Consider the following 3,988-nt stretch of genomic DNA (forward strand, 5'->3'; position numbering starts at 1 on the left):
CTCCGCCACCGGAGCCTCGGGTGTCCCACGGGTCGACGGAGCCGGGGCGGCCTCCCGGGCCCGGGGCGCGGCGGGCCGCGGAGCCGGGGCGGGGGCCGGGTCGTCGAGCCACGGGTCGGGGCCGTCGTCGAGGGGGCGCTCGTCGCGGGCGGTGCGGCCGAACAGCCGGAACGGGGACATCGTCGTCGCCCGGGTCATCGACGCCGGTCGGGGTGGTGCTGGATGGACATGTCCCTCCGTCCCGTACGCGCACCCGGGGCGGGTGTGCGGAGAGGGACGGTAGGAACGTGAGGGCGGTGAGCGGGCCCGGTCGCGGAGAATGCTTCGCGATGGCGAAGCCGATCAGCCGGGGATCTCCCAGGTGTGGACGGGCTGGTTGGCGGTCGAGTGCGCCAGGTAGCGCTCGAGCATGCCGCGCAGCGCGCTCATCCGGTCCGCGCCCCGCGCCTCCAGCGCGGCGACCGTGTCGATCTGCCACGACGACCCGGTCTGACGCGTGACGCAGCGCCGCTCCAGCACCGTCAGGTACCGGTCGCAGACCGCGCCGGAGACGCCCCAGCGGGCGAGACCCTCGTGGGCCAGGGGGAGCAGCTTGCGCAGGGCGAGCTCGTCGGGGAGCACCCAGCCGGTGCCGGGCCAGTACAGGGGAGCGTGCATGCCGTGCTTGGCCGCCGTCTGGAAGTTCTCCCGCGCCGCCTCGAACGACACCGACCGCCACAGCTGCTGGTCGGCCTCGACCAGGGTGCGCAGCAGGCCGTAGAAGAACAGCGCGTTGGCGACCATGTCGACGGTCGTCGGCCCCGCGGGGAGCACCCGGTTCTCGAGTCGGACGTGCGGGGTGTCGCCGGTACTGTCGTAGATCGGCCGGTTCCAGCGCCAGATCGTGCCGTTGTGCAGGGTCAGCTCGGGCAGGTCCGGGAAGCCCTTGTCGCGCATCTGCGTCGCCGGGTCCACATCGGACGTCAGCGGCATCAGCGCGGGGAAGTAGCGGGCGTTCTCGGAGAACAGGTCCAGTACCGAGTCGATCCAGCGCTCACCGAACCAGACCCGCGGCCGTACCCCCTGGTTGTGGAACTCGGGGGTCCGCACGTCGCAGGACTGCTCGAACAGCGGGATCCGGGTCTCCGACCACAGCTGTGACCCGAGCAGGAACGGCGAGTTCGACCCGAGCCCCAGCTGGACACCGGCCAGGCACTGCGCGGCGTTCCAGTAGCGCCCGAAGTTGGCGGGGGACACCTGCAGGTGCAGCTGCATCGACGTGCAGGCCGCCTCGGGAATGATCGTGTCGAAGTCGGCGTTGACCCGCTCCTCCGGCGAGCAGCCGGCGATGTCGATCCGGATCGGCTCGCCCCGGGCGTTGAGCATCTGGTCGTTGAGCGCCTCGTAGCGGTCCTCGGGGGAGATCGCCTCGGCGGTCATGTGCCCCGGGTCGAGCGTCGGCAGGATCCCGATCATGACGAGCTGGGTGCGCAGGTCACCGGCCTTCGCCCCGGCGCCCGCGAGCAGGTCGAGCAGCTCGTGCTCCAGCTGGCGCCACTGGTCGCCGGGCAGCGGCCGGGGCGGCAGGTTCAGCTCGAGGTTCCAGCGGCCGAGCTCGGTCTGCCACTCGCCCGAGTTGATCGTGTCCAGCACGTCGCTCCCGTTGAGCGACGGCGCCAGCTCCGGATCCACCAGGTTGAACTCGATCTCGACGCCGGTCATCGGCTCCGTGTCGGAGAACGGGTAGCTGCTGAGCAGGTCACCGAGAGTGTCCAGACAGCGCTGCACCTTGATCCGGTACCGCTGGCGGTCGCGCCGGCTGAACGTCGTCCGGTCGACCACCTGACCCATGCGCGAACCGACCTCCATCGAACGGGGAGCGCCTTCTCACTCACACGGCGGAGGACCGTTGTCGGAGGAGGCGGCACTACACCGTGTCATATCGCCGGACCGGGCGGTACCGGCTGACCGGGCGACCAGGCGCGGCGAACGGTCCGTGACGTGGGACGATCGGGCGTCGTGGCCATACTCACCACGGTCGAGCACTCCGACGACCCCCGAATCGACGACTACCGCGACCTCACGACCGCCGATCGGCGCCCCGATCGGCCCGGTGGGCGTGGGCTGGTGATCGCGGAGGGTGTCGTCGTCGTGCGCCGGCTGCTCGACTCGCCGTATCCGGTGCGCTCCCTGCTGGGGGTCCCGCGTCGCCTCGACGAGCTCTCCGACGATCTCGCCGGCGTCGACGTCCCGGCCTACGCGACCGACGCCGACACCATGGCCCGAGCGGTCGGGTTCCACCTGAACCGGGGGGTGCTCGCCGTCGCCGACCGGGCTCCCGCGCCGTCCCTCGACGACGTCCTGGCCCGCGCCCGCACGCTGGCCGTCTGCGAGGGGGTGGGGGACCACGAGAACCTGGGGTCGTTGTTCCGCAACGCCGCCGCCCTCGGCGTCGACGCGATCCTGCTCGGCCCCGGCTGCTCGGACCCGCTGTACCGGCGCAGCGTCCGCGTCTCGATGGGGCACGTGCTGAGGGTCCCGTTCACGACCCTCGACGGCGCGTGGCCCGCCTCGGTGGACCGGCTGCGGGAGGCGGGGTTCACCGTCGCCGCCCTCACTCCCTCCGCCGACGCCGAGCCCCTCGCCTCGGCGGGCCTGGGCGGCCGGAAGGTCGCCCTGCTGCTGGGTGCGGAGGGTCCCGGTCTCACCGACGAGGCACTGGCCGCCGCCGACCGCCGGGTCCGGATCCCGATGGCGAGCGGCGTGGACTCGCTCAACGTCGCGACGGCCGCCGCCGTCGCCTTCCACGCCGTCACCGGCGGGGGCTGACCGCGGGCGGTGCGGTCCCACACCGGATCCGTGCTCCCACACGGGACCGGATCCGGTGCGGGAGGACGGAACCCCTGCGGGAACGTGTCAGCGCTGGCCGCGGACGCCGAGCAGGACCTCGTCCCACGACGGCATGACCGGCTTGCCCTTCTTCGTCCGCCGCGATCCCGCGGTGGACGGGCGACGCGGCGCCGCGCTCTCGGTGTCCTGTGCCGGAGCGGGGTCCGTCTCCTGGTCCGAGCCGTCCGACGACGACGTGCCCGGTGCCCCGGTGGTGGCCGCGGCAGCCCCGGTGGGTGCGTCGGCCCCCTCGCCGGGGGCGTCGCCCGACGCGGGCGGGGAGGCCTCGCCGTGGTCGGCGGAGGTGCTCGTGGAGCCCGCGGTGGTGCCCGCGGAGGCCGCGGTGGTCGGCGCCGGGGTGGTCGACGCGGCGGTCCCGCCGTCCTGCACCGGGGCCTCCGTGGTCGAGCCCGGGGTCGTCGGGTTCGTGGTGGTCGGTGCGGCGGCGTCCGACGCGGAGGCGGCCGTGGCGGCGTCCGACGAGGTCGTCGCCGACGACGCGGCCGGGCTCGTCGCGTCGCCCGTGGACCCGGACCCGGAGTCGGTGGCGGACGTCTCCGTGCCGGACGCGGTCGTGACGCCCGCGTCCGTGGCGGCCGGGGCCGGGACGGCCGAGCCCCCTGCGTCCGTGCCGGCCCCGTGGGGGGCGGTGGAGCCGGTGCCTGCCGGCACCGGGGTGGCCGGGTCCGCCGCGGTGTCCGAGGCCGTCGACTCCCGGCCGGTCGGGCCCGCACCGACCGGTGCCGCGGCGGCCGGGGCCGAGCCCGTCGAGGAGCCGCCGTTCGAGGAGGCACCGTTCGGCGAGGTGTCGGTCGAGGCGGAGCCGCTCGGGGCTGCGCCGGTCGTACCCGTGCCGACCGCCGCGGCCGTGTCGGCGCCGGGAGCGTCCGCAGTGGCGGTCGAGGCAACCGTGCCGTCGGTGTCCGCGGAGTCGGCCTGCGTGGAGTCGACCTGCGAGGTGTCGGCCGCAGCGGAGGAGCCGGCGTCCTCGACCTGCTCGGCGCGCTGGGGGACCACGGGCGCCGCGGCGGCCGGGGCCCGGGTGTCGTCCGGGCGGGCGCCCACGGTGCGACCGGGCGTCTCGACGCGTGTCCGGGGCGGCGGGGGGCTCGCCCGACGC

Annotated in this window: 3 protein-coding genes and 2 pseudogenes; 2 read left to right on the plus strand and 3 right to left on the minus strand. The window is 74.8% G+C overall.

Annotated elements, in window-relative coordinates:
- Nucleotides 1-198 (minus strand): annotated as a pseudogene (locus NH602_RS29005) (hypothetical protein); the annotation flags it as partial.
- Nucleotides 199-342: 144 nt separating this feature from the next.
- The gene (locus NH602_RS29010) at nt 343-1,830 is read right to left on the minus strand and encodes a glutamate--cysteine ligase (protein WP_073577871.1); all 1,488 of its coding nucleotides are present in this window, start codon (nt 1,828-1,830) and stop codon (nt 343-345) included.
- A 168-nt stretch (nt 1,831-1,998) separates the two neighbouring features.
- Between NH602_RS29010 and NH602_RS29015 the strand changes: the two genes are divergently transcribed.
- Nucleotides 1,999-2,808 carry an RNA methyltransferase gene (locus NH602_RS29015; RefSeq protein ID WP_179761202.1) on the plus strand — a complete coding sequence of 270 codons (810 nt, stop codon included), beginning with the start codon at nt 1,999-2,001 and terminating at the stop codon, nt 2,806-2,808.
- A gap of 87 nt (nt 2,809-2,895) precedes the next feature.
- On the opposite strand, the gene NH602_RS29020 is transcribed toward NH602_RS29015, so the two are convergent.
- On the minus strand, nt 2,896-3,258 hold the full coding sequence (locus NH602_RS29020; protein WP_253069469.1) for a hypothetical protein: 363 nt from the start codon (nt 3,256-3,258) through the stop codon (nt 2,896-2,898).
- A gap of 10 nt (nt 3,259-3,268) precedes the next feature.
- Between NH602_RS29020 and NH602_RS29025 the strand changes: the two are divergent.
- A pseudogene (locus tag NH602_RS29025) lies at nt 3,269-3,988 on the plus strand (hypothetical protein); the annotation flags it as partial.

Source organism: Pseudonocardia sp. McavD-2-B, from assembly GCF_024124365.1.
GTDB lineage: Bacteria > Actinomycetota > Actinomycetes > Mycobacteriales > Pseudonocardiaceae > Pseudonocardia > Pseudonocardia alni.

Excerpts from the sequence above, each read along its gene's own strand:
- NH602_RS29010 (WP_073577871.1), bottom strand. The coding sequence starts at position 1,830 with ATGGGTCAGGTGGTCGACCGGACGACGTTCAGCCGGCGCGACCGCCAG.